This is a genomic window from Tsukamurella conjunctivitidis, from assembly GCF_007858475.1.
GTDB lineage: Bacteria > Actinomycetota > Actinomycetes > Mycobacteriales > Mycobacteriaceae > Tsukamurella > Tsukamurella conjunctivitidis.
Map to the genome: position 1 here is coordinate 1 of NZ_VIGX01000182.1, position 600 is coordinate 600.

The window sequence follows — 600 nt, forward strand, 5'->3', positions numbered from 1 at the left end:
TATATGTTTGATCAATTCTATCCCTTCTTGTAGGTTCATCTTTATGTATGAGCTATTGGAAGGTTGAGTTGAGATACTTTCCTCTGCAAGCTTGTAAATGGATTTAGCTTTATCAGCATTAGGATGGTATCTCTTTTCTTTTGCCCAGTTCTTAAAGTCTTCTATGAATTTTTCTTCTGTTTTTTCTAAAACTAGGTCTTTGTGCCACCATGTTTCTAAGAAATCTAATAGTTTGTCTTTTGAGAAGTCTTTAGATCCATGAGATATTAATTTTTTTATTCCTGGAAATGTTTGACTGATTGTTTGGTCTATGAAGTTCATTTGATTGATTCTTAGGTCCATGTAATGCTGATAAGATCTGTTTAATTCTTTTAGAGTTCTAAAATTTTCTGTATCTACTTTGTGTTCTTGTAATTCTTTCCAATACATCAACCCATATTCTGCTATTTGTGTGGCATCTATATTATCATTTTTTGCTTTTCTGAAGTTTAACACTCGGCAGAACTGTTTCATTTTTAATGGATTGATTACTGCTACAAAGTATCCTTGTTTTTTTAATTCATAAAGAATTGGTAAATGGTATTTTCCTGTTGCTTCCAT

General features: G+C 31.0%; 1 protein-coding gene. It reads right to left on the minus strand.

Annotated features, from left to right (window positions below; all coding sequences use genetic code 11):
- The coding region (locus tag FK530_RS27610) for an IS110 family transposase (protein WP_205124264.1) at positions 1 to 600 on the minus strand (600 nt) is incomplete at both ends.